This window comes from Nocardia sp. IBHARD005 (genome assembly GCF_052814245.1).
Genome location: NZ_CP199935.1, coordinates 6,010,044 through 6,033,380 on the forward strand (window position 1 = coordinate 6,010,044; position 23,337 = coordinate 6,033,380).

Consider the following 23,337-nt stretch of genomic DNA (forward strand, 5'->3'; position numbering starts at 1 on the left):
CAGACCTAGGCGCGGGGAGGCTTTTTTATGCGGCCGGCGGTGGGGTTGGCTGGTACCGGTAGCTCGTACCCGGTGAGTTACCCATGTTCTCGCGAGATCAGGTGGCCCGAATCAGCCTGTGTGCAGGGTGCGGAACTTGCTGCCGTGGAATACCAGTGGGTCGATGTCCTCGCGGGCGGCTACGCGGTTCACGCGCAGGATTACTACCAGATGGTCGCCTGCGCTGACCTGGGTTTCCGGTACTCCTTCGATCCAGGCTGTGGCGCCGTCGATGAACACCGCTTCGCCGGTGCCGCGGTGCAGGGCGGTTTCGCGGAAGCGGTCGCCGTTGCGGGCGCCGAGTGCTTTGGCCGCGGCTTGCTGGTCGGTGCCGAGCAGGCTCAGGCCGAGGTGGCCCGCGCCTGCCAGTTTCGGCCAGGTCGATGACGAGTTCTGTACGCAGAACGAGACGAGCGGTGGGTCGAGGGAGACGGGTACGAAGGTGCTCACCGCCAAACCGTTTGGGGTGCCGTCGATCTCGGCGCACACGGCGACCACACCGCTGGGAAAGTTGGCGAAGGCGCGGCGTAGGCCGTTGCCGTCGGCGGGAAAGTCCAAGAGCTCATGCATGATTCGTTGCCTCCACCGGCCGGACGGCCGGGTCTGTCAGTGCCGCGACGACGGGTCCCCATCGCCGCGCGTATTCCTCGATGACGCCGTTCTCGCCGAAAGTCCGATCGGAAAGGTAGAGCCCCGGCAGCGCGGCGGTGCCGCCGATCTCCACCAGAACGGGCTCGAGCAGCAGGTCGGGTGCGAGCGCGTGGGCCGGACCGGCGCCGAGCATCACCGGCACCGTCACCACACCGGCCAGCCCGGTGCCGCCGTCGAACTGTTCGAGGAACAGTTTCAGCAGTCCGGTGTAGGTGGCCTTGAAGGTCGGGCTGGCGAACACGACGAGCTCGGAGGACGCGACAGTGCGCGCGGCCGCCGTCACCGCCGGGTCGCCCCAGCCGAGCAGGCCGGGCCCGAGAGTGACCAGGTCGATCACCGCGGGCTCGGTGCCGGGGCGCAGTGCCCGCGCGACCCGCACCGCCGCGGCGAGCGTGCGCGATGCGGGTTTCGGGTTACCGACGACGACCGTCACTGTCATGGGATGTCCTGTCTCCTGGTGGTTCTAGATGACGCCGTGCAGCGGCGGCCGGTTGTGCAGAACGGCCCGCCCGATGTGCTGGTATTCCAGCGAACGGGGTCGTGCAGCGTGTGGGTACGCGCGTTGCGCCAGAAGTGGTCGAGCCGGTGTTCGGCCGCGGCGCTGCGGTTCCGCCTACTTCGAATATCGCCGCGGACACCTCGTTCGCACTCGCAGCATCGACCGGCGACGCACCACCATGCCCCCGCACACCATCGCCCGCACTCGCAGCATCGACCGGCGACGCACCGCCATGCCCCCGCACACCGTCGCCCGCACTCGCAGCATCGACCGGCCGCGCACCGTCGCGATGTCGGCAACCGTCGCCCCACCACGCTTGGACTGCGCATTGGCGATCCGCGCGCCCGCGAGCACCTTGCCGAAGTGGTCCCGTCGCTGCGCCCGAGTTCCCGCCAGCCGCAACAGGTTCAGATACACGAAATGACTGTGTGGCACCTGCGCGATGTCCGGATCGGCCGCGGCCAGGATCCGCACCGCCTCGGCGACCGCGCTCGGCGGCAGGTCGGCCCCACCGAACTCGGCAGGCGCCGTGATCGCGAGCAACCCACTGGCCGAGAGCTGATCCAGCTCCTCATGCGGCAGTCGACGCGAGAGATCACCCGCGGCGAACACCTCGGCCAGCTCCGCCTGGCCGGCCGTGGCGATCCGCTCAGCGGTCACCACCGTCATCAGCGTCCCGCCGCGACCGGCGTCACGGCGGTCTCCAGTTCACGCACCAGCGGCAGCACCTTGGCACCACGTTGATCGCGAACCGGCCGCCGGAAAGCTGGTCGGCCGTGGCACCGAACTTGGCCAGCACCGCCGGATGCCACAGCCCGGGATGGATGGCGGCGATCAACTCGGTCGCGGCGAGCAGCGCGAGGCTGAACGAGGCTGAACGAGGTCGACTCGTGCTGGAACTCCGGGCCGTAGGAGGCGGTGTAGCGCACCGAGGTGAGCGCGTAGCCGAAACCGTTGCGCTCCACCTCGTCGGCGATTCTCTCCGTGGTCACGGCAGTTCCTCCTCGTCGTCGGCTGTTCCAGTGCAACACCGGCAGCCGACCCCGACGAGGGTTTGAATCGGCGCGATCGATACGCGCTCGGGTCAGCTCCCCACGCGCACGCAATCCGCCGCGATCTTCGACTGCGCCGCACTCACCTTGGCCGCGTCGCCCTCGCCGAGCAGCTTGGCCGGATCGTCGGACTGCGCGTTCGACACCATCACCCGCAACCCGTCCTGCGACATCCCCGAGTCGAAGAACACCTTCGCCGCGCAGTCGGCCAGCGCGGGATTCGTCAACCCCTTGTCCTGCAACGACTTCGACAGCTCGGCCTGAGTCACCGCAGGTGCTTCGTCGCCACTGCCGCAGGCCGACAGCACCGGCAGCGCGAGCAGTGCCGCAGCCATCAGACAGATCCGCATTCGGTGAGTCCTCTCGATTCCGCACGCATCGAACGACGCGCGACGCGTTCGGATCATGCCGCACCATCGTCCGTGTGGCCACCCACTCGAACTGACTCGCGAGTAAGATAGGCACATGGGAGACCACATCACCGTCCGATTCGACGACAATCGCGCCTATGTCGAACTGAACAGGCCCGGCAAACACAACGGGCTCACCCTGGAAATGCTCCGCGATCTTGTCGACGCGGCCCGAAAAGTGGCCGACCACAAGACAACCCGCGCCGTCATCATTACCGGAAACGGCCCGAGTTTCAGTAGCGGACTCGATATCGCCGCCGCCACTCGCAATCCGGTGGCTATCGTCAAAGAATTCCTCCCCCGGCCCTTGCGCGGCACCAATACCTTCCAGGAAGCCTGCTGGGCATGGCGCCGCCTCGACGTCCCGGTGATCGCCGCGGTCCACGGACGCTGCTTCGGCGGCGGCCTCCAGATCGCACTGGCCGCCGACTTCCGGATCGCCGCCCCCACGGCCGAATTCTCGGTGATGGAAGCCGCCCACGGCCTGATTCCCGACATGACAGGCCCCGCCACATTGTCACAGCTCATCGGCATCGACCAGGCCAAGCTACTGGCGATGACCGCCGACTCGATCGACGCCGATTACGCGCTCCGGATCGGCCTGATCACCGACGTCGCCGACGACCCGATGAAGGCCGCGCGGGCGCTCGCCGACCGCGTCACCGCCCGCGACCGCGACGCCGTGGCGGCCGCCAAGCACCTGTTCGACCGCTCGTGGCAGCGCGGTTCACGGGCCACCTTCGCCGCCGAGCGAATGGCCCAACTGCCATTGCTACTGCGTAAGGCCATGAGCAGTAGCGACTGACAAGCAATCCACCGGAGAATTCATGCCGACTACCGAAGGTATGTACCGCACATCACTGTTAGCGGCTGTTAACATCGCTTCGATTCGCTGACCAGTCGAAGCGTGGTACGTGACTTCCAAGCCTGGAACGTGCCTGGATTTCGGCCTGACCCGGAGGCTCGAACACCTGTGAACAAGACCGGCTTCGCCCTGTTGTCCGCACTCACAGGTATTACGGCCTTACTGGTGAGCGCGGCGCCTCCTGCCGTGGCGAACCCGAACGCCATCAATCCGATTCCCGTTCTCAACGGCACCCACGGCCTGCCCGCCCTGCACGGACGCACCCAGGCGGTCTTCCAGGTCACCGGTATGGCCAGCCCCAACAACACCCAGAACTACAACGTCCTCGGCACCGACCTTGGCATCATGTGGGACAACGGGCGCGGCGAGATGCTCACCGCCTTCGGCGACACCGCGGGCCTTGGCTTCCCCAACCTGCTCGCGGGCAGCACCTGGGCGTGGCGCTCCAACATCCTGGTCCGCAGCCATGACCAGAACCCGTCCGACGGGATCATGTTCGACAGTGTCGTGCGCGATGTCATCGGTCAGGCGCGCGACCTGATCCCCAGCCCCAAGATCCCCTTCCTGGAGATCAGCCGCATCCCCACCGCGGGCATCTCGGCCAACGGCGTGCAGTACATGTCGCTGATGTCGGTGAAGACCTGGGACGCGCCCGGTGAGTGGACCACCAGCTTCTCCGGCCTGGCCGCCTCGGCCGACAACGGCGAGACCTGGGCCGATCTCGGCCACACCCGCCGCCCCGACGAGGGTGGCAACGCCAACTTCCAGATGAACAGCTTCGTGAAGGACGGCGGTTTCGTCTACGAATACGGCACTCGCGCCGGCCGCGACAACGACGCCTTCATCGCCCGCGTCCCCGAAGCCCAGATCGAGAACCTCGGTGCCTACGAGTACTGGGACGGTCACGACTGGAAGCTCAATGAGGTGAACGCGGCGGCGCCCATCATGGGCGGCGTCGGTGAGCTCTCGGTGATGTACAACGAGCACCTCGGCCAGTTCGTCTCCCTTACCACCGACCCGTTCAACTCCGTGGTGATGCGCCGCGCGTCCTCCCCGGTAGGCCCGTGGAGCGCCCCGGAGGTGTTGATCGACGCGCGCGAACTGCCCACCGCCTACGCCCCGTCGATCTTCCCGTACCAAACCGGCCGTGACCTCTACTTCATGACCACGATCCACACGCAGTACAACGTCGTCCTCATGCGCACCAGGCTGTAGTTTTCGGCGGCGCGGGCCCGGTGCCCACGCAGGCGCCCCGTTCGATGTCGCACAGTAGTGATCTGGCTCACGCATCTACCTAATAGGGGTGGGCAGCGGCGATGTCCCGGGAACGCCTGGGGAACTCACCGGGAACGGGCTAACATGACTCCAGGCCAACCGGCGGCCGCGGCGCTGCGAGCACGCCTGAGTCCGGCCATGAATCGGGGAGACGGAATGCGCGCGGCGGATTGGGACGCGCGGTATGCCCGCAGCGAATTGGTATGGGGCGCACCGCCGAACAGCACCGTCGTCGAACATGTCTACGGTCTGGACCGCAGAATCCCCCTGCTCCCCGATGAGTCAGGGGTCGCACCGCCGCTACCACGGGCCCTCGACCTGGCCTGCGGCGAAGGCCGCCACGCACTCTGGCTGGCCACCCACGGCTGGCAGGTGACGGCCGTCGACTTCTCCCAGGTGGGGATCGACAAGGGCAGAACCGTCGCCGCCCGCCTGTCGCGATCGGTCCGTTCCCGCGTGAACTGGCAAACAGCCGACATCACCGACCTCGAAGCCGCCGACATCACCGGCCCCTTCGAACTGATCCTGATGGTCTTCGTCCACCTCCCCGCCGACGAGCGCCGCACCCTGCTGAACCAGCTCGCCGCCATGCTCGCCCCCGGCGGCATGCTCCTGATCCTCGGCCACGCCACCCGCAACATCACCGATGGCTACGGCGGCCCCCAAGAACCCGAGATCCTCTTCTCCCCCGAAGACCTCCGCGCCGACCTCACCCGCGACGACATCACCATCACCCTCGCCCACGAGGTCTTCCGCCCCACCGAAGGCCCCGACGCCATAGATTCCCTCCTCATAGCCGAACGCCCCCTCCCCGAGCCCACCGACTGATCAAGATCATCAGGCCGTGACGGATTTTCCTTCTCGGGCGATGCCTCCCTGAGGGCCTAGTGATCAACCGTCCAACGGGCGAACCAAGGGGTCACGGTCGCCTCGATGACGTCGAATCCGGTTCGGAACGAGTGCGCTTGCTTGGGGATCACCCGTACTTCGGCGGCATCGGCGGCATCGGGTACGCCGAACGGGTCGCTGCCCCCGTTGATCACCACGACCTCGATATCCCCGGGCGCCAGCAGCTCATCTCGCCTGCTCTTCTCTGGCTTGCCCGGCGGATGCAACGGGAACGACAGCGCGATCACACCCCTCGCCCCGACCTCAACGGCCGTGCGGCAGGCAACCCGTGCCCCGTTGCTTCGACCCCCCTGAACAACCGGCACCCCGGGAAATCTCGCCCGCAACGCCGCCACGATCTCGAGCCAGGCCCCGTCCTGCTTGTCCGCGTTCCCCGGCGCCCGCCGACCGGCAACCCGATATGGCTGCACCACCCGAGCTACCGTGCCACCCGCTTCGACGGCCGAATCACGCACGGCCAGAATGTCTTTCGCATCGACGCCACCACCGGCCCCGTGGGTGATCACCAGCAGGAATGCCGGATCACGCACCTCGTCGAGCTCGATCTCGGCCGGTCCCACAGTCGTCTCGATGCGCACATCTCACGGTAGCCCCGAGGTCACGGCGAGCAACGTTTCCGCACCCGCGCGTGTTTTTCACATCACATTGCCGCCCACCCCTTTGCCGAGAGCATTACCCACCGGTAATATGGTCAATAAGTTACCCGCGAGTAGCATGCGGAAAACCGGCGACGGGCGGGAACGGCACACCACCGACCGCACCAGAACTCAATGGAGAGTGAGTACTCACATGGGCCACTACAAGGCAAACGTTCGCGACCTCGAGTTCAACCTCTTCGAGGTCCTCGGCATCGACAAGGTGCTCGACGCAGGCGCCTTCGGCGACCTGGACACCGACACCGTCAAGGAAATGCTCGCCGAGGTCCGCCGCCTGGCCGAGGGCCCGCTGGCCGATTCCTTCGCCGACGCCGACCGCAACCCGCCCGTGTTCGACCCGAACACCCACACCGTCAAGATGCCCGAGTCCTTCAAGAAGTCCTACAAGGCGCTCGAAGACGGCGAATGGGCCAAGGTCCCGCTGAACGAGGAGCTCGGCGGCCTGGCCGCCCCGTCCGCCGTCGCATGGGCCCTGTCGGAGATGGTGCTCGGCGCCAACCCGCCCATCCAGATGTACGCCGCCGGCGCCGGTTTCGCGCAGGTGTTCTTCAACAACGGCACCGAAGAGCAGAAGAAGTGGGCCGCCAAGATCGCCCACCGCAACTGGGGCGCCACCATGGTGCTGACCGAGCCGGACGCCGGTTCCGACGTCGGCGCCGGTCGCACCAAGGCGATCAAGCAGGAAGACGGCACCTGGCACATCGAGGGTGTGAAGCGCTTCATCACCTCGGCCGACTCCGACGACATGTTCGAGAACATCATGCACCTGGTGCTGGCTCGCCCCGAGGGTGCCGGACCCGGCACCAAGGGCCTGTCGCTGTTCTACGTCCCGAAGACCCATTTCGACTTCGAGACCGAGACCTACGGCGACCGCAACGGCGTGTTCGTCACCAATGTCGAGCACAAGATGGGCATCAAGGCCTCGACCACCTGTGAGGTGACCTTCGGTGGCCACGGCGTGCCCGCCAAGGGCTGGCTGGTCGGCGAGGTGCACAACGGCATCGCGCAGATGTTCGACGTCATCGAGAACGCTCGCATGATGGTGGGCACCAAGGCCATCGCGACCCTGTCGACCGGTTACCTGAACGCGCTGGAGTACGCCAAGATCCGCGTCCAGGGTGCCGACCTGACCCAGATGATCGACAAGGCCGCGCCCCGCGTGACCATCACCCACCACCCGGACGTGCGTCGTTCGCTGGCCACCCAGAAGGCTTACGCCGAGGGCCTGCGCGCGATCTACCTCTACACCGCCGCGCACCAGAACCCGGAAATCGCCGAGGTCGTCTCGGGTGCCGACAAGGACATCGCGTTCCGCGTGAACGACCTGCTGCTCCCGATCGTCAAGGGTGTCGGCTCCGAGCGCGCCTACCAGTACCTGACCGATTCGCTGCAGACCTTCGGCGGCTCGGGCTTCCTGCAGGACTACCCGATCGAGCAGTACATCCGCGACGCGAAGATCGACTCGCTCTACGAGGGCACCACCGCCATCCAGGCGCAGGACTTCTTCTTCCGCAAGATCGCGCGTGACCGCGGTGTGGCCCTGGCCCACGTGGCAGGCCAGATCCAGAAGTTCCTGGAGTCCGACTCCGCCAACGAGCGCCTCAAGGGCGAGCGCAAGCTGCTCGCCACCGCGCTCGAGGACGTGCAGACCATGGCCGCCACCCTGACCGGCCACCTGATGGGTGCCCAGGAGCAGCCGACCGAGCTGTACAAGGTCGGCCTCGGTTCGGTGCGCTTCCTGATGTCGGTCGGCGACCTGTTCATCGGCTGGATGCTGCTGAACCAGGCCGAGATCGCGCTGGCCGCGCTGGACAACGGCGCCACCGGCACCGACGTCGCCTTCTACACCGGCAAGGTCGCCTCGGCGCAGTTCTTCGCCCGCAACGTCCTGCCGGAGCTGACCGCCACCCGCGCGATCCTCGCCAACCTGGACAACGACATCATGGACCTGGACGAAGCCGCCTTCTAGGCAGTGCCGCCACTCCGAGTATTCAAGCCGGACTCAGGTTCATGTCCGGGTAGGTACGCGGCTGGCGGGGAGGTGCGTGGGGAGTTAGCCGGTTCCCGGTGAGTTACCCATGTTCTTGCGTGATCAGCAGACGGCCCGGAGCTTTTGCTCCGGGCCGTTTTCTGTTTAAGCGGAGCCGCTGGAGAGCGCCGCGAGGGTCGTGAGGAAGTACATCAGGCCATCCATGAAAAATCTCCTTCGAAGTGGGTCGGCCATTCCTATCACGGAATGGTGACGGACAACCTTGACGAGATTAACGCCGAGCGAACATGCGCGCTCAGTCCACTTTCGACGCGGTGAGCACCTGGACCCAGCGCGCTGACGCGCTTGGCGGTCGTGCCGCCGAGCAGTGCCGGTTCCCCGCCATCCGGGTACTCACCCGGCGTACCCTGGGATTACCGTCGGTCGGGGTGAGGCTCGGGGGTTGGGATGGCTGACAGCACTGCGCTCAGTGTGTATTTGCGTGAACGGCGGCTGGCCGCCGGGCTCGCGCGGGCCGAGCTCGCCACGCGCACACAGCTGGCGCCCCTGCTGATCAGCCAGATCGAATCCGGGGCACTCGTCCCGAATCCCGCTATGCTCCAACGACTTTTCGACAGCCTCAACGTGCCGCTCTGGTATCGCAAGCACATCCTGGTCCTCGGCCTGCCCGCCGTCGAATCCGGCGCCGTCGCAACCGCCCCGTCGGCCGAAGACCTCGCCGACCTGGCCAGCCTCACCCACCCCGCCTGCCTCACCCGATTCCCCACCATGGACATGCTCGCCGCGAACTCCGACTACCAGCGCCTTTTCCCCGGTCTCGGCGCCGGCGTGAACATGCTCGAGTGGATGTTCCTCAACCCCGTGGCGAAGAAGGTCTACCTCGACTGGCACACCGAAGCCCAGCTCCTGGTCCATGCCTTCCGCATGCTCGCCCCGCTCGCCCCCACCCCGCGCGTCACCGCCATCACCGAATCGTGCCGTGAGTCCCCCGACTGGGATCCGGTGTGGACCAGCGAAGTTCGCCCGCAAGACATCGCCCGGCGCCACCTGCGTCTGCGCGAACGCAGCACCGGCCTGGAGCGCCGCATGATGCTGCGCATCTACGACCCCGCGTTCCCGAGCCGCCCGTGGTGGCTCTACCGCCTGATCCCCGTGCGGTAAACACAGCAGGGCCCCGTCGCCGAGCACGGCAACAGATTTCCGCTGCACAAGATGTCTAACAGCGGAACAACCCCCGACAGAAGACCGATGAAAGGGGGCAAGACAAATCCTCAGGCCAACAGGCCCACCACCAGCTGTATCAAGTTCGTCAGCCCCCACAACACCGACGTAGCCGAGCCCGTCGACCATTCCTCCGCAATACCCGTTCCCATACCCGAAACCCCTTGTTACTCATATCCTCACCGGCAACGTCCCGATCAAGATCATAATGAGTCACCCGATCCGGAACCGGCGGCGGTACTCGTTCGGGGTCGTATCGAGCCGCCGACCAACTCCACGCCGCGCCCCAGCCACCATCACCGACCTCAACGGCATCGTCGTCGACAGCCCGTCATCCCTGTCGACGTCGGCGTATTGCCTGACCGCGGCCGAACGCGCGGGGTGCCGTTTCCAGTCGGCTACCCCGCGGGACGGAATACACGCACGCCGTCGAATCGGTGGAAGTCGTTGTCGAAGGTGGCAACCTCTGCCCCCAACTCGACCGCAAGAGCGGCGATGTGACCGTCGGTCACGAGGTTTCCAGCTGTCCCGCACCTTTGCAGGATGCCGTCGAGCAACTCGAGATGACCTGTTCCCGGACCGACAACCACCGCCATCTCGCTACTGAGCCAGCACCGAACGTCGTCGATAGCTTCAACCGATGACGCGGCATTGGGGAAGATCCGCGGATTCGTGCTGATCCGGACGTATCCGAGCAGAACCGCCCAGCAGAAACCAATCGGCTCTTGACCGTTCAGCGCCTTCGTCAGCCATCCGTGCGCTTCAGCATGATGCGGCGAGTCGGCGTTGACCGAGTACAGCAGCACATTCAGGTCGACAACCTTCACTTACGCATCTCCAACTTGCGCACGATCTCCTCGTCCTCGAGCGAGGCCGCCAACTGCAGCGCCTTGTTCAGGTCAACCGTCGGCGCACCCAGGCTCCGGGTGGGCACGCGAACCTCGGCGCGCGTCGGCTGTGGCGCGAGAGTCGCGCGGACAGCATCGTTGAGCGCCTTTTTGAAGGAGGCGCCCGTCTCGCGCATCCGCTTCGCGATCAGAGCTGCGACATCAGGGTCAAGGGTTACCGTGGTCCGCATGATGTCATCATAGCATCATGATTTATGATGCTCTAGCATCATATTGCGCGGGCCGCTACGGAGCAGTCGTCCCCACCCCCGCAGACCTCCGCGAATAATCCCCGGTCGATTGCAGGTCAACGAGAAGTTGGCGCACGAGTGCTGCCTCGCCGGCCAACCGATTCGCGAGGAGGTTCCAGAGGATGGCGTGGTCGACAGCGTCGCAGTTGTGTGCGACCAACTTCCGTGTCGCTCTCACCCCACGCCAGGAAACCTCAGAGGGCGCGAAGCGATGAATTTCCGCAGTTGGAAGATGCCAACCTCGCCGATCCATCATCGGCAGGAGCTGCGGAAACGACAAAACGGCCCGCACCCCTATTCAGGGGTGCGGGCCGAGCACTGGGTTTCCAGTACCACCAGTTCCGTCGCGAAACTGTCGAGATTCCGGTCTATCAGACCCGGTTCGGCGGGTAGCCGCTACCGGACTGGAACAAGTCGCGATAGATCCAGAAGAACTCGGAGTCCTCCGCGAAAAACGCGGTGGCGCCCGCCATACCGGACTCACTGAGCTCGTCGCGCGGCGGCTCACCGGGGCTGCCGGCCGCCTGGTCGGGCAGAACGCCGCGCCGGATCAGATAGGTCTCCTCGCCCGCCAGCGCGTTGCTCGGAACCTCCCAGTACGTGTTGTAGACAACGACTTCAGAAGTAGGTTCAGAGCCCGGCGGCAAGTCGACGACGCCGCCGAGCGCACGGCGCGCACGAACCGGCCGAGCCTGCCGAGGCACCCGAATGGTGGTCCATTCAGGATTGGAATTCACTGAGATACGAACAAGTTTCGACATTGTTCGATTCCTTTCTTTAGAACGAATACGAGCAAGCTAATTTTCGGCTACCAATAGCCGACCAGTGAAGGGGATCGATCACCGTGGCCCCGAGCCCCTGCTAGTCAGCGCAGTCACATGGAAAATGCCCCTAGCCCATTCCGGGGAAAATGTGAAAATGTTCAGTACTTCAACAATTAATCCGATATCAAGTCCCCGAATTATCCTTCTTGGCCGACCACGCCACCCCGGATACGTATTGAAGATACGCCGTGATCGATGAAATTTCTGGCAACACCCAACTTGGGAGCATCTACCATCACATTGTTGACGGCTTAGAGGATGTCTCATGTCGCGGTGATTTGCCCGACTTGTTTCGGAAGCGCCAGCGCCGCATGATGTTCGGTCGTGACCGACAAAGTTGTCGCTGCGACTGGTGCCTGACGAGTTGTGGGCGTTGGTGGCGCCGTTGTTGCCCGAGTTCACCCCACGTCGGCAAGGTGGCGGTACCGCACCGGCCAATGAACGGGCCGTATTCACCGCTGTCGTATACGTGCTGACCAGCGGATGTGCGTGGCGGATGCTGCCACCCTCGTTCGGGGTGACCGTCCCGACCGCGCATCGCCGGTTCACCAAATGGACCGAAGCGGGCCTATGGCGGCACCTACAGTGCGCCGTGCTCGACGAGCTCGGCGGCGAAGGGTTGCTCGACTGGTCGCGCGTCGTGGTCGACGGTGCGTCGGTTCGAGCAAAAGGGGACCTCATGACCGGGCCGAATCCGGTCGATAGGGGCAAGTCGGGCTCGAAAATTCATGTTCTGTCCGACCGGGCCGGGATACCGATGACCGTGGCGGTCTCCGCGGCCAACACCCCAGACGCCGCAGCATTGCGGCCGTTGGTGCGGGCGATCCCTGCGATCTGTTCGCGACGCGGACCACGGCGCCGGAAGCCGGGAAAGTTGCACGCGGACAAGGCTTATGAGCACCGCGAACTGCACGATTGGGTCCGCGATCGAGGAATCGGAGTCAGGATCGCACGCAAAGGTATCGAGTCCAGCCAACACCCGGGCAGGCACCAGTGGGTCATCGAACGCACCATCGCCTGACTGGGCGGCTACCACCGGCTCTCGATTCGCTACGACCGCAAGGACACTCACTTCTGTGCCTTCCTCACGCTCGCGGCGACGCTGACCTGCTACAAGAAGCTCGCCAAGTCACGGGCAGCCACATGAGACATCCTCTTATATGAGCCATTTTCATCCGGTGCTGAGCCCCGCTGCCCCGCAGCGTGATTGACGCCGGGCTCGGCATACGAACGGGCGAAGCCCCTGATAAGAGGGTTGATTACCGCACCCGTTCACGTACCCGAGAGTTCCCTTGTTGTTCTACCGTGCCGAACTGCCGTTGTCATCCTCGCCCTGCACTTCGTCGCCGGAGTAATCCGGCGGCACCCGCCGCGAGATCGGATCACGTTGGCGCGCACTCGATCCGGGCCAACAAGTAATGCTCGTGCTGGTCTGCCTGCGGAAAGGCGAACCGATTGGCGGCCGAATTCGACGCGCCGGGGTTGAAATCGGCGTTGCGAGCCGCAAGCTGCTGGTCACAGCTATCCGATCCTCGATGGCACCGTGATCGCGATCGACCGGGTCGCCGCGGATCGGCCGTTCTACTCGGGTAAACATCGGCTCCACGGGATGAACGTGCAGTTCCTGGCCTCGCAGGAGGGAGAGATCGTGTGGCTCTCGCCGGCGTTGCCGGGCAATGTCCATGATAGTAAGGCGGCCTGGATCTGGCAGATCGTGACCGAGTTGGTCACCGGTGGTTGGATAATGTTGACGGACAGGGGGTACCAAGGCGTCACGGGGGGTTCTCACTCCGTACAAGGGCCGGAACAAGCCTGCTTCGTAGAAGCAGGCCAATCGGGCTCATGCTCGGCTACGCGGCCGTGGGGAGCGCGCGTCGCCCAGATCAAAGTATCGAAGATCCCGCGGAAGCGACGTTGCTGTCCGGACAGACCACCAGGCTGGTCAACGCGATCAGTGTTGTTCAAGACCGCGAGCCTCAGGCCGCTGCAACAGGATGAAAAAGGCTCATTGCCTCTACTCATCATGGGCATTCTGCTCGATTTCTTCGTTCCATCTCTGATATGCGGGGCTAACCAGATCGATGTAAACCGATGTTGCGCTAATGGTAGTAGTCACAACGAGGTTCTGAGTATCCCAGCGCAAACCGCGCCTTGGTTCGATCCACCAATCCACCGGCCGCCGCCCAAGCACTTCGAATACCCGCTGCGCGAGCGCATCGAATACCTCGTCCAGCTCAGGCCCCAAGTCGTTCTGACCGAGAACCACATCGCTTGCACGGAACGATATTTGATCGATCGGACGCGACCGTTCCGTTGTAGATACGTCCGCGACGTAAAGCAACGCATCAGGGCGGTTGACCTCGAGATTGGTCGTAGCTGCTGGGACCTGCTCATCTAGGCCGCTGAGCTGCCAACCGACCTGGTCACAGAACGGATGTAGATCGTTGACAGTCCACGTCCAGTCGAACTCAGCGGCCGCGCGCACCGCCTGGGCAGCACGTTCGATATCTGCTCGCATGTAGAATTGCTCTTTCTCGTTGTCCGTGCTGGTGGTCGGTTACGGCTGCGGTCAAAGCCGCCCTCATCGTATAGAAGCCGTGCACTCACATGCACTCACAGGAAGGTCATGCAGCGGAGCCGCTCTACGTCCGACACGTACTGCCCGGGTGGGACCTGCTGGATGACGCTGACTGTCAGCGATTCGTTGGCCGGTTTGCGTGCCGACCAGAGTCCGGGTTGCAGGGCAGGCACCGCAGGTACCGGGACAGTGAGGTGCGCGATCGCGGTGACATCCTGCAACCCGGTCGGGACCAGCCCACCGATCCAACTACCGGCCTGAGCGAGCAATCCGTCCAGGATGTTTCCCGCCGACGCAATCGGGTTGGCCTGCGGGATTGGTTGAGAGATTCCGCGCAGGGTAGGGCCAGGCCCATTGCCTGTGGTTTGACCAATAGCGGTCTCGGCGGGAATGCCCTCACGTGTTGGTATCTGCTCCGAGCCGTAAACGATGATATTCCCGTCGGTGTCGACCTTGATCAGTCGGTAACCCACGGTGGAAGGATCTTCGTTCTCAATGGCCGTCCACACTTCGTGGTCGATGAGCCACTTCTTGAACTCTGGATCCTTCTCAGCGTCTTCTTTGAGTTTTTGCCATAGATACGGGTCGGTCATCTGCTGAGCACGGATATCGGTGTCGCTGCCAGGTCCAGCAGAAACGGTCGCTTCGCCGGGGCGCGGCGGGCCGGGGTCGCCACCTTTGGCTTCAATCACCATGACTTGACCGTTTTTGACGGCAACGATGTCATGGGTGTAGTTGCCCTTGGGACGGGGGTTCACTATCCACCCGTCGGTTTCGAGCATGGCGATCGCCCCTGCCTCGCCAAGTAGTTCCTTGGCTCGATCGACGGGCGCCTTGGCGAGCCACCACGTCTTGATCGCGGCGTTCAGCAAGGTGTCCGGTGCACCGAGGTCGCTCAGCCTCTTTAACTCGTCCTCCCTTACCTTCTTATTAGGGCTGGTGAGCTTGGCGGTGTCAGCGCCGAACGGGCTTCCGAGGAGTTCGATCCCGGCAAGAAATGTCTGCCGGTAGAGCAGTGTGCCTTGGAGGACCGCGAGGGCTCCCATGATCGGTGGCCGGTGCTCTTCGTCGATGTCGTCGATACCCGATTCCAAGAGCTTGTACAGAACAGCCTCGAGGTTGAGCTCGGTTGGCTTATTCGGGTTCGGGGCGAAAGTGCCGGGCTTCTTGCCCGCAGGGTTTCCGTTCGCCCATATAAGTGAGTTGCCGCTCCAGTATGTACCCTCGACGGGGACTCCGGGCTGGCCCTCCTTCTCGCTGGGGAACAGGATCTGTTGGTGAACTGTTTCGGGGTCATCGGCTGGGCTCGGGCGAGAGGGCTGCGCGGGTTGCGCGACCGAAGGGGAGCCGGGAGCGACTGAAGTGTCAACAGTCAGTGGATCGCCTGGTGTTGCTGAGGCTGGTCCGGATTCGCCCAAGCCAGGAGTCGAATTGACTTTTGTGGGATCGACGTAGTCCGGCAGCAGGCCGGGGTCGACACGAGCTGGAGGTTCCGGCTCCTTCTCTTCGTCAGGATCGTCGGTGAACTTCTCGTACGCGTAGACGGTTGCGAGCGCCGCGAGCACGTTGACCGTCGCGCCGAGCGCCGCGCCACCAGGACCCGCGAGAGTACCCACCGCCGCACCTTGAGCCGCCGACCTCGCCAGAATCGATCCGGTACCGACCGTGAGGAGGCTGAGAGCAGCCTGGTTTCCTGTCGGCTGGGTGATCCCGCCGCCGATCGAGACATTGAGCGATCCATTCGGATCGTTGTCTCTAACCTGGTTGCCCTCACTGTCAACCGTGTAGAGGTACTTGTTGGCACCGTTGAGAACTGCGAACCGAGGTTCGCCGTCTACGTCGTCAAGGCGTGCCTTCGAGGCTGGGTAAGGGTCATCGGCCCCGAAAGTCGGCTGCTGCGCGGGAAGGGTGAGTTCGAAACGGGTATCATTCGACGGGTCGTAGCCTTGCAGCGTGCGGGCGGGTTGCGGGGTCGGCGGGAGCAGACCCACAGTGTTCGGGTTATATGCCGGAAAGTCTGATACCGACGCACGCTCCGGAGTTTGAAAGGTATTTGCCGGTAAGTTCGCGTTCGAGTAGAGCAGGGCCAGCGTGGCATCGTTGGAATCCTCTGCCGCGGGCCCCGGAACAGTCGATTGGGTGTTGAGCAGCTCGCCAGTTGGCCACACCCCCAATTCCTGCATTCGATCGAGGTTGGAAGTATTGGACGAACTGTCTCCAGCGGATCCAGGATTTGATCCTTGACCGGCTTGCGCGCCCGATTTAGGATTTACAATCTGCGATAAGACCGGGTCTTCCGCGATCTTCTTCTCGTTGTCGACCACCTCGCTGCTATTTGGGTTAGCCAGAGTCGCCGGGTCGAGACCCAGCGCCAACAACGCCTTCTGCTTTTCTGCATCCGTAGTAGGAGCCACCGCACGATACCTCGACATTCATTTGATACTCGGAGGCAGCGCCATCCGATTTCTGCAAAATAGAAGCGCCACACCGAGACAGTTGCCGTGCGCTAAAGAGGAGGCAAAATCGGCCTCGGTTGCCAATAGGTAATAGATATCGACAAACGGCCCGCATCCCAAGAAGTCGGGATGCGGGCCATTCGGATCGATATTCGCGGGTTTGGCCGCGATAAAGGTACGAGATTGGGATGCGCTGCGCAGTCCGTAGATTGAGCCGGCATGTCGTTAGACTCGGTCTGGCCCACGAGTCGTTAGTCACCGAAGGTTCCCGGTACCCAGCGAACCCGCGTGCTGCTGTGCGTCCGCTAGGCCGATGCTCGTACGATCCGGATCTGGGTTGCGGTCCCATCACGCACCGTCGCACCATGAGTGGACCAACCCTGAACTGTCACCCGATCACCCGAGTCGACTCGCACAGTGGCGGTCGCGGTCATCGTTCCTGTCCACCCGGTCTTTTCGGCACCAGTGGCGACCACCACATTGTTGATCAGTAGTCGCACCGCCTGGCGAGGACCGCCGAAGCCGCTATAGATCGCATACGGGATGCTGGCCGACACCACGATGTTGAGCGCGGTCCCTTGAGCGATCAGCGCATTGCCATTGACCGTCGAACCCGGGAAGGCTGCAGTGTCGGCGTACCAACCCGTGATGTCGGACCAATTTCCGCCAAGCGGCTGGTCACCGCCCTTGCTCATGCCCGAGGGCTTGAACGGCGGTGCTACCGCCATCGAGAACGTGCCGGTGCCGCTGGCGGCCATCGGGATCGGACCGATTCGTGTTGTCGCGCAGATGCCGGTAGTACCGAATCCCGCAGAGGCCGTGAGATTCGGGACAACCTCGGCTGAGAGGTCAGCTCTGGAAGTGAACACCGCACCGCTGGCCGCCGTGCGACTGCCGGCATCGAACGCCGCGGAAACGACGACCCGACCACCGGCGCCGACAGCCACCCGTGCGGTTGCGGTCCCGCTGTCACCGAGCACGGGCGAGATCCATTGCGACAACGGCCATGCGACCGCGCGCAGTTCTCCCTCCGCTCCCGCTACAGCCCTGGCGGTAGCCAAAGGTCTCAGGATCGCGGACTTCACCTCGCTGCCGGTGAAGGTGGCGTAGACGAACGGCGGAACGTCTGGAATTCGGGTTCCGTCGATCATGGAGCTGGGTGGCCGCGGTGCGTCGACCACCATCGTCGGCGCCCCGGGGACGGCGATAACCGCAGTCGGCGGCGTCGGCAGGCTTGCCGTGAGCACCTGCGTAGGTGCCGTCATAGCGGCCTCCGATTTGATTGTGAGTGAGTGCTTTTCGACACCGAAGTGCCGATTCAGCTCATGGCGAAGGTGGGGGTGATGAGCAGAGTGCCCTGCGCACCGAGGGTGGTGGAGGCGATGGCGACCTTGTCGATGAAGGTGCCGCCGGTCGGCGCGCTCCACAGGCCGGCGTGGGTGTAGGTGCCTGCGGGCAGGTTCACGGTCACCTGGCTGCCGGAGATCTGGCCGTTGGCCGGAGCGCTCCACGTGGTTGCGACGCGCGCGTACGCCGGCGAACCGCCGGAAGCCTCGTTCGAACCGTTGGTGCCGGGGTCAGCGATGTGGACGGAAACGTAAACCGTAGAGGCGATGTTGGCGTAGGCGGCGCACAGCGCGTTCTTGGTAGAGGTAACTGCAATAGCCATGGTAGGACTCCTTGAGAGTGGTTGTTCTGGAAAGAATTTCGCTGTCCGACAGCTGAGGAATCAGTTGCGGATGACGGAGCCGACGTACCACGCGTAGGTGGTGACCGGGGAGGTCAGATAAGTGACCAACATCGTGTAACGCGAGTTCGTGGGAATGGCGTCACACGTGACAGCCGGAACGGTCCATTTGGCCGCGGTAGTGGTGACAGTGGCCGCCCAGGTACCGAGCGGCGCCCCACCTGGAGCAGTGATTACGATCGAGACTGCTGTCCCGGTGGGAAATACGGCGCCGCCCGAGGGTTCGATGGTTTGCACGAAGCTGGCACCGGTGGTGAGCTTGAGCGGTTCAACTTTCGGCTGGTATCCGAGATATCCGGGATCGAGTGCTGTTGTCATAGGTTTCCTCTGCTGTGTTCGACCTCGCCATGAGTTGGTGGCGAGGTACGTTCCGGGGACACGACCGTGCTCGACCGCTTCGATCACGCTGCGCAGCACAGCGAGCGCCGCCCGGAACAGTCCGGTGGCGTGGTCCAATTCCTGAATGAACGCGGCCTACGCGGCCACGACTCCGCGAGTCGCAAGAAGGACCCGCGGTTCTTGTTTTCCGGTGATCACACGCTCACGAAAAGGAGCACAGTGTGCCGTCGAAATAGGTGTCGTGACCCAGGGGGTCACCTTTCATCTCGTTGACTCCGGCGATGTAATAGCCTGGAGACCAAACGCTTCCGGCCGCAGCGAACACGACGAACGTGCCCGCCGAGTGGAGGACTGCACTACCTGCGGTCGCCCCACCCTGGCGGGCGAGTTTCCACTGTCCGTCCGGACTCGGCGCAGTCCACAGAGAGACGTTGTAGTTGTACGCCGTTCCGCAAGGTCTGGCCCAGAACGCGCTGACGCTCATTACGTACCAGCCGGGCTTGATGATTTGGACCGCGCCGGACGGAAGGTCGATGATATTGACATTGCTTGCTTGGCGAGCCGTGTCGAAAACAGCTCCATATTTCAGTGATCCAACGGTCATGGGCGCTACCGCGGTGTTCTGACGACACAGTGACCAACCCGTCCCGACAACCGCCGGAGGTGTTGTGTCGGCGGCGGCGAACGAGTCCAGATCGAACCCGAACGACAACTCCTTCGAACCGTCCCAGACGTCGGCGACGTTGCATGCGCTGAAGAAGCCGACCCAACGGTTGTTGGCACCCACTGGGGAACTGACTGCTGTGTCGCGAAAGGTGAGTTTGGCGATGCCGTTTACCAACACTTCGTAGGACGGCCCAGACGCCGTGACCGTGACGGTGTCACCGACGCTCAGTGTCAGGCCGGTTTGTTCCGCCCAGGTCGTGGTACTCAGGGCGCCGGCGCTGAGCGTGGCGTGCTGAAGCCAGATCCGCCCCGCGCCGACCTGCACGATGACAAATGTCGACAGGTCCACAGCAGCCCGGATGAGCAGCCCGCTGCCGAGGAACGTGCTGGCCTGATTGGGTCGGCCCAGCACCATCGATACCGACTGGTCGTCGGTCATCAGGGGGGTCTTTCGCAGAGCGAGATCAGCACCGGTGCCGGTGTTTCCACTCTTGGAGATCCCCGCCTGATCGTCGGCGACAACGATGTCGGAAACGGTTCCCGCGCCGGATACCCATTTGGCGACAGTCCATTTGGTGTCATCCCAGGCCTGGAAGTTTTCAGATGCCGAGGCACCACCGACCTGTTCCTGGGTTTGTTTGGTCTGCAGGTCCGAGATCGCTGAAGCGTTCGCGGTCGAGGTGTTTTGCGCCGAACTCGCCGAGGACTTCGCAGACGATGCCCCCGCTCGCGCCTCGTTTGCCGCGTTGATCGCTTCGTTGTTCGCCGCGTTCATGTTCGCGCCGATCGCTTCGACTCCGGCGAAGGACCCCATGACGCTGGACAGAATCGTCGCTCGCGCCGACTCCCATGTCACTTTCTGGATGTTGCGAATCGACCCCCCGGTATACGAGCCGGACGGTACTGACTTATCCGGACTGGTCATTGGTCCGCCTCGACCGGGATAGTCGGCGCAGCACCAATTTTCGCGTGGTTGAAGTCGAGTTCGCGAGGATCGACCAGATGCTTGAGCTCACCGGATTCGCGGAGCTGTTCGACCAGGTGAGCCCGCTCTTCTGGCGTCAGCTCGGTGACGTCGGGCGCGGAGGTCTCCGGCGGGCGCGCAGCGCCCTTCTCCGCCCACTGGCCGGCGCCGTTGAGCCAATGGGTGACTCCGCGTGCGGGTGGATGGTATTCCTTGGTCTGCTCATCGGCGTAGTGACGGAAACCGAGGTCCCACAGGTGTTTCGACCACTGCCGAAGCACATCGGGATGGACGAGCAGTGGCGAGTTCTGTGGCCCGGGTAGGCCGACGAGGGCCCACACGAACGCTTCATGGGGATCGTCGGGATTGCACTGCTCGAGCGAAGGGATGGACATGTTCTCTCCGGATCTACATCTGGACGGCGAGCGCATGGATGTCATCGACGATGTCGGCCACCACACGCATGGATTTGGCGAAGGGCATATCGCTGTCGCGATCTGAGCCCACAGTGACCTGCCAGGCAGGGCTCGCGGTCCGCGACCAGGCCAGCTCGAGTTCGGTGACCTGATCGACGTAGATCGACCCTTCCGGCATCCCCTTGACTGTGGAACCGACACGATCGCCGAGGAAGAAGTGCCCACGGCCCTGATCACCGATCAGGTACGGCTCGCCATTGGCGACGATGAACTTATGGGTGAAGTGCTGGCGGGTCTTCCACATACCCTCACCGAGGGTGAGGAGCGAACCGAGGGTGTAGGCCCGGTCGGAGCTGTTCTCGAAATGCTCGTGGTAGTGCGACCAACCCGCATTCAGCGCTCGCCTGGGTGAGCGGTGTCGCTGCCACGCCAGCAGTGTGTCCGACAACAAGGACGTCGCGATCGTGTTCGCCACCGCGGTAGCCGCGTTCACCGCACCGCCGGCGATCGAACCCCCGAGGGGAATTTCGCTCAGCGCACCGGCGATGAGAAAGCCCACGACCTGGATCGCCGACGAGATCGCCTCGTTCACACCGGGCATCGAATGACCGCCGGTGAGCACCTGCACGGCCGAGGCCGGGTTGACCACGAACTGCGAGGTCTGGATGCCGGAGTTCTCGTTCTGCCGATAGACCACCCACGGGTTCGACGGGAGTGTGCCCATCCAGCCCGGGTTCTTGTACAGCTCGGGCACATTCTGATCCGGCAGCACGTCGGGGCTGTAATCGAGCCAGGAATTGTCGAACACCTGCACGGTTCGCTCGAGACCGTCCCACATGTCGCCGCCGGTGCTGGTGCCGGTCCAGAACCCGGACTTGTCGACGATGTCGACGACCAAACACCCGTGCCGGACCACAGCGCCGGGCCATGGCTCCGGATCGCCGGTGAGCCAGCGTCGGGTCACTACTGCCAACTGCGCGGTTTCGAGGGTGCCCGCGGACGCTTCATGGAAACTCTGGAAGCGGGAACCAAAGATCGTCCACAGCGACGTATCCTCGTGGAACGCAGTCGGTTTCACCACCACGCCCCACCTGGACTGATCGAGGGTGCCCCATTCGCTCGGATCCAGCGGATCATCGGGCAGCGTCCACAGACCGCCTTCGAGGCGAAGCAGGTTCAGGTGCAACGCCGTCTTGAGGGTCCACACGCTGGGACCGGCAAGCAGGAACTGCCGCGGAAACTGCACGTGCTCAGGAAGAAACGGGTTCGACCAGCAGTAGATGTGCTTGAGATCCTGGTAGGAGTGCATGAACAGCAACTCCACGGTGGTCACGCCCTGGGCGTCGGTCTTGATGACCGCCTTCTCCAGCCGTCCATCCCACCGTGCACCGTCTTTGTCGACGGTGATGTGCACGTTCTTCTTCACGCGGCCGTTGATATCGACCGCCCATTTGGCCAGGTAATAGTCATACGGAAGCACCAGCACGCCCGTGCCGGCCTGGTTGAGGATCCACCGGAAATCAGCGCTGATCTCCGCCCCGCATTTCCCGCGCAGGTTCCAGTCGCCGTCCCACAGCCGGATCAGCGGTCGCGAGAACCGCTGTTGTTTACGAGTTACCTTGGCGGCCTGCGCTTTGGCGTAGATCGTGGGTAGTTCGGTGGCGGTCGTCACTGCAGCCCCCACGGACGCGACCAGTTGCGCGGCTGCACGACCAGCACCGACGCTCCAGTCGGAGCGCCGCTGACCGAGACCGGCACCTCAGTGGACGGGGTGTACGGCGGGACCGGGTACAAGAAGCTGACACCGTTCATCAGCGCCCAGATCTGAGAGCCGTCCTTGGCGACGATCATCTCTTCCATCGGATCGGTATCGACCGTCAGATCCTTGCCGACTGTCGTCTGCGGCAGGGTGATCACGCGGCCGAGATCACGATCGTCTGCGCCCCAAGTGAAATCGGGCACCGTCCACTTGCCCGGTGCCGAACACACCCACTTCAGCCACATCGGCTGATCGGTGGGGTTGGCGATGGTGACGGTCCCGGACTGGCTGATGCCCGCTCCGGTGGTGTCCTGCGTGGCAGTCCAGGTGCCGGTCACATCAGACTCGACCCACCACGGATTGCCCGCGGTACACGTCATGACGACCTTGCCCATGGACTTCAGATGCGGATCCTTGTCCGGCTTGAAGTCCGGCTGCTCCGACATCCGCAGCTTCAACGACCGGGTACCGAAATCGGTCGTGATCGTCAACGTGGTGTCACGGTCATAGGCCCACGCCTTACGCCACGCCGAATCCACCGCCTCCCACGAACCACCCGCGGCCTGAAACACGTTGACCGCGAACACCACATCGCGCTTGTTCGTCCGGTAACCACCGAACGACGAGCCGGCCTGAAACGCCGACTGATTCCAAATCGTCGTCACGGGTGCGTCGTACAGCCCTGTCGGCGACGTAGACAACTCCACACCCTCACGACCACTACCGTGACCAGCGATCGTCCATTGCGAACCATCGACTCCGGTCACCGTGATCATCGCAGCATTAGACGCCACGGGATCCACCTCAATTCTATACGCGGCCTCGCCGAGCAGGAGGGATATTCCTCTACTGCTGCGGGCATCTTGAATTTCCGACGTAGCCT

General features: G+C 63.8%; 21 protein-coding genes and 4 pseudogenes. 7 read left to right on the top strand and 18 right to left on the bottom strand.

Going from position 1 to position 23,337, the window contains the following annotated elements:
• Nucleotides 1–111: 111 nt before the first annotated feature.
• From ACTWPB_RS28155 to ACTWPB_RS28175, 5 genes and pseudogenes are all read right to left on the bottom strand, one after another.
• The gene (locus ACTWPB_RS28155; RefSeq protein WP_446223486.1) at nucleotides 112–609 is read right to left on the bottom strand and encodes a flavin reductase family protein; all 498 of its coding nucleotides are present in this window, start codon (nucleotides 607–609) and stop codon (nucleotides 112–114) included.
• A complete protein-coding gene (locus ACTWPB_RS28160; protein ID WP_446223487.1) occupies nucleotides 602–1,129 on the bottom strand; it encodes an NADPH-dependent FMN reductase in 528 nt (175 codons plus the stop codon). Before ACTWPB_RS28160 ends, ACTWPB_RS28155 begins: the two co-directional genes overlap by 8 nt.
• A gap of 342 nt (nucleotides 1,130–1,471) precedes the next feature.
• Nucleotides 1,472–1,858: pseudogene (locus ACTWPB_RS28165) on the bottom strand (acyl-CoA dehydrogenase family protein); the annotation flags it as partial.
• A gap of 64 nt (nucleotides 1,859–1,922) precedes the next feature.
• Nucleotides 1,923–2,154 (bottom strand): annotated as a pseudogene (locus ACTWPB_RS28170) (LLM class flavin-dependent oxidoreductase); the annotation flags it as partial.
• A 119-nt stretch (nucleotides 2,155–2,273) separates the two neighbouring features.
• Nucleotides 2,274–2,576, bottom strand: coding sequence for a hypothetical protein (locus tag ACTWPB_RS28175; RefSeq protein ID WP_446223488.1), 303 nt, complete (start codon nucleotides 2,574–2,576; stop codon nucleotides 2,274–2,276).
• A 130-nt stretch (nucleotides 2,577–2,706) separates the two neighbouring features.
• Between ACTWPB_RS28175 and ACTWPB_RS28180 the strand changes: the two genes are divergently transcribed.
• The 3 genes from ACTWPB_RS28180 (at nucleotide 2,707) to ACTWPB_RS28190 (ending at nucleotide 5,619) form a co-directional block, all read left to right on the top strand.
• Nucleotides 2,707–3,456, top strand: coding sequence for a crotonase/enoyl-CoA hydratase family protein (locus tag ACTWPB_RS28180; RefSeq protein WP_446223489.1), 750 nt, complete (start codon nucleotides 2,707–2,709; stop codon nucleotides 3,454–3,456).
• A gap of 168 nt (nucleotides 3,457–3,624) precedes the next feature.
• The gene (locus tag ACTWPB_RS28185; RefSeq protein ID WP_446223490.1) at nucleotides 3,625–4,731 is read left to right on the top strand and encodes a DUF4185 domain-containing protein; all 1,107 of its coding nucleotides are present in this window, start codon (nucleotides 3,625–3,627) and stop codon (nucleotides 4,729–4,731) included.
• 216 nt (nucleotides 4,732–4,947) lie between these two features.
• Complete coding sequence (locus tag ACTWPB_RS28190; RefSeq protein WP_446223491.1) at nucleotides 4,948–5,619, top strand: class I SAM-dependent methyltransferase; 672 nt, start codon at nucleotides 4,948–4,950, stop codon at nucleotides 5,617–5,619.
• A gap of 56 nt (nucleotides 5,620–5,675) precedes the next feature.
• Here the strand turns inward: ACTWPB_RS28190 and ACTWPB_RS28195 are convergent, their stop codons facing one another.
• The gene (locus ACTWPB_RS28195; RefSeq protein ID WP_446223492.1) at nucleotides 5,676–6,278 is read right to left on the bottom strand and encodes an alpha/beta hydrolase family protein; all 603 of its coding nucleotides are present in this window, start codon (nucleotides 6,276–6,278) and stop codon (nucleotides 5,676–5,678) included.
• Between the two features lie 211 nt (nucleotides 6,279–6,489).
• On the opposite strand from ACTWPB_RS28195, the gene ACTWPB_RS28200 reads away from it, so the two are divergent.
• Nucleotides 6,490–8,325, top strand: coding sequence for an acyl-CoA dehydrogenase (locus ACTWPB_RS28200; protein WP_446226516.1), 1,836 nt, complete (start codon nucleotides 6,490–6,492; stop codon nucleotides 8,323–8,325).
• Between the two features lie 468 nt (nucleotides 8,326–8,793).
• Complete coding sequence (locus ACTWPB_RS28205) at nucleotides 8,794–9,507, top strand: MmyB family transcriptional regulator (protein ID WP_446223493.1); 714 nt, start codon at nucleotides 8,794–8,796, stop codon at nucleotides 9,505–9,507.
• A gap of 458 nt (nucleotides 9,508–9,965) precedes the next feature.
• Here ACTWPB_RS28205 and ACTWPB_RS28210 read toward each other — a convergent pair whose 3' ends face one another.
• The 3 genes from ACTWPB_RS28210 to ACTWPB_RS28220 form a co-directional block, all read right to left on the bottom strand.
• A complete protein-coding gene (locus tag ACTWPB_RS28210) occupies nucleotides 9,966–10,394 on the bottom strand; it encodes a TA system VapC family ribonuclease toxin (RefSeq protein WP_446223494.1) in 429 nt (142 codons plus the stop codon).
• Nucleotides 10,391–10,645, bottom strand: a complete 255-nt coding sequence (locus ACTWPB_RS28215; RefSeq protein WP_446223495.1) for an antitoxin — start codon at nucleotides 10,643–10,645, stop codon at nucleotides 10,391–10,393. The genes ACTWPB_RS28210 and ACTWPB_RS28215 overlap by 4 nt, the downstream gene beginning before the upstream one ends.
• Before the next feature lie 431 nt (nucleotides 10,646–11,076).
• Nucleotides 11,077–11,442 (bottom strand): hypothetical protein, encoded by a 366-nt coding sequence (locus tag ACTWPB_RS28220; protein ID WP_446223496.1) that lies wholly within the window; start codon nucleotides 11,440–11,442, stop codon nucleotides 11,077–11,079.
• A gap of 439 nt (nucleotides 11,443–11,881) precedes the next feature.
• On the opposite strand from ACTWPB_RS28220, the pseudogene ACTWPB_RS28225 reads away from it, so the two are divergent.
• Nucleotides 11,882–12,676 (top strand): annotated as a pseudogene (locus ACTWPB_RS28225) (IS5 family transposase).
• A gap of 145 nt (nucleotides 12,677–12,821) precedes the next feature.
• A pseudogene (locus ACTWPB_RS28230) lies at nucleotides 12,822–13,527 on the top strand (transposase family protein).
• A gap of 16 nt (nucleotides 13,528–13,543) precedes the next feature.
• Here ACTWPB_RS28230 and ACTWPB_RS28235 read toward each other — a convergent pair.
• From ACTWPB_RS28235 to ACTWPB_RS28275, 9 genes are all read right to left on the bottom strand, one after another.
• Nucleotides 13,544–14,047, bottom strand: a complete 504-nt coding sequence (locus ACTWPB_RS28235) for a DUF6301 family protein (protein ID WP_446223497.1) — start codon at nucleotides 14,045–14,047, stop codon at nucleotides 13,544–13,546.
• Between the two features lie 95 nt (nucleotides 14,048–14,142).
• On the bottom strand, nucleotides 14,143–16,521 hold the full coding sequence (locus ACTWPB_RS28240) for a hypothetical protein (RefSeq protein WP_446223498.1): 2,379 nt from the start codon (nucleotides 16,519–16,521) through the stop codon (nucleotides 14,143–14,145).
• A 347-nt stretch (nucleotides 16,522–16,868) separates the two neighbouring features.
• On the bottom strand, nucleotides 16,869–17,828 hold the full coding sequence (locus tag ACTWPB_RS28245) for a hypothetical protein (protein ID WP_446223499.1): 960 nt from the start codon (nucleotides 17,826–17,828) through the stop codon (nucleotides 16,869–16,871).
• 53 nt (nucleotides 17,829–17,881) lie between these two features.
• Nucleotides 17,882–18,232, bottom strand: coding sequence for a phage tail fiber protein (locus ACTWPB_RS28250; RefSeq protein WP_101465256.1), 351 nt, complete (start codon nucleotides 18,230–18,232; stop codon nucleotides 17,882–17,884).
• A gap of 60 nt (nucleotides 18,233–18,292) precedes the next feature.
• Nucleotides 18,293–18,628: an LtfC-like domain-containing protein gene (locus tag ACTWPB_RS28255; protein WP_446223500.1), complete on the bottom strand. Its 336-nt coding sequence runs from the start codon at nucleotides 18,626–18,628 to the stop codon at nucleotides 18,293–18,295.
• A 223-nt stretch (nucleotides 18,629–18,851) separates the two neighbouring features.
• On the bottom strand, nucleotides 18,852–20,240 hold the full coding sequence (locus tag ACTWPB_RS28260) for a DUF7257 domain-containing protein (RefSeq protein WP_446223501.1): 1,389 nt from the start codon (nucleotides 20,238–20,240) through the stop codon (nucleotides 18,852–18,854).
• Entirely contained in the window at nucleotides 20,237–20,674 is a 438-nt protein-coding gene (locus ACTWPB_RS28265; RefSeq protein ID WP_446223502.1) for a phage gene 29 protein family protein, read from the bottom strand. Before ACTWPB_RS28265 ends, ACTWPB_RS28260 begins: the two co-directional genes overlap by 4 nt.
• Nucleotides 20,675–20,687: 13 nt before the next feature.
• Nucleotides 20,688–22,367: a Gp37-like protein gene (locus ACTWPB_RS28270; protein ID WP_446223503.1), complete on the bottom strand. Its 1,680-nt coding sequence runs from the start codon at nucleotides 22,365–22,367 to the stop codon at nucleotides 20,688–20,690.
• Nucleotides 22,364–23,119 carry a phage tail protein gene (locus ACTWPB_RS28275; RefSeq protein WP_446223504.1) on the bottom strand — a complete coding sequence of 252 codons (756 nt, stop codon included), beginning with the start codon at nucleotides 23,117–23,119 and terminating at the stop codon, nucleotides 22,364–22,366. Before ACTWPB_RS28275 ends, ACTWPB_RS28270 begins: the two co-directional genes overlap by 4 nt.
• Nucleotides 23,120–23,337 lie beyond the last annotated feature (218 nt).